Source organism: Falsirhodobacter sp. alg1 (assembly GCF_000739715.2).
Taxonomy (GTDB): Bacteria; Pseudomonadota; Alphaproteobacteria; order Rhodobacterales; family Rhodobacteraceae; genus Falsirhodobacter.
In genome coordinates, this window is sequence record NZ_BBJC02000087.1 from 1 (window position 1) to 538 (window position 538).

At 63.0% G+C, this 538-nt stretch carries 1 protein-coding gene; it reads right to left on the bottom strand.

From position 1 onward, the window contains the following. Positions 1-187: 187 nt before the first annotated feature. Positions 188-538: gamma-glutamyltransferase (locus TR36_RS14325; RefSeq protein WP_192841379.1), on the bottom strand; the 351-nt coding region annotated here is incomplete at its 5' end.

Here is a 538-nt window from a genome sequence, read left to right on the forward strand (position 1 = left end):
GATCGGACCCGCGGCGACCCCCTCCTCCTCCCTGGGGTCGCCGCAACAGATAGCTTCGGGGCATTTTCGGATGCGCCGACCATACCTTCGGTCGCCCCTCCTCCTCCCTGGGTGATCGTGGACTGAGACGGTGCCCCTCCTCCTCCCTGGGTAGCGTTTCACTCGCTGTGACCCCCTCCTCCCTGGGTCACGCGTACATAAAAGACGGTGGTGCCCCTCCTCCTCCCTGGGCACCACCGNTTTTTTTATGTCTGGATATAGGCCTGATTNAAAAAGGAACGTCGTCTGCACTATCCGCAGCCACGACAAAGCTTGCCACAATCTTCTTGGAGCCCCCTTCCAGCGTGCCTTCGGCTATGCGGATGGCCTGACTGCCCCCGATCGGGCTGCTGACAATTTTCAGGCTGTGGCCCCGTGCGGCCAGATCGGCCTGCACCTCGGCGCTGATGGTCGGTTCGATTTCCAGCTGCCCGCCGGTGGCAAAGCTGCNGGGGGCGTCCATCGCCTCCTGCAGGCCCATGCCGTCATCCAGAACAGC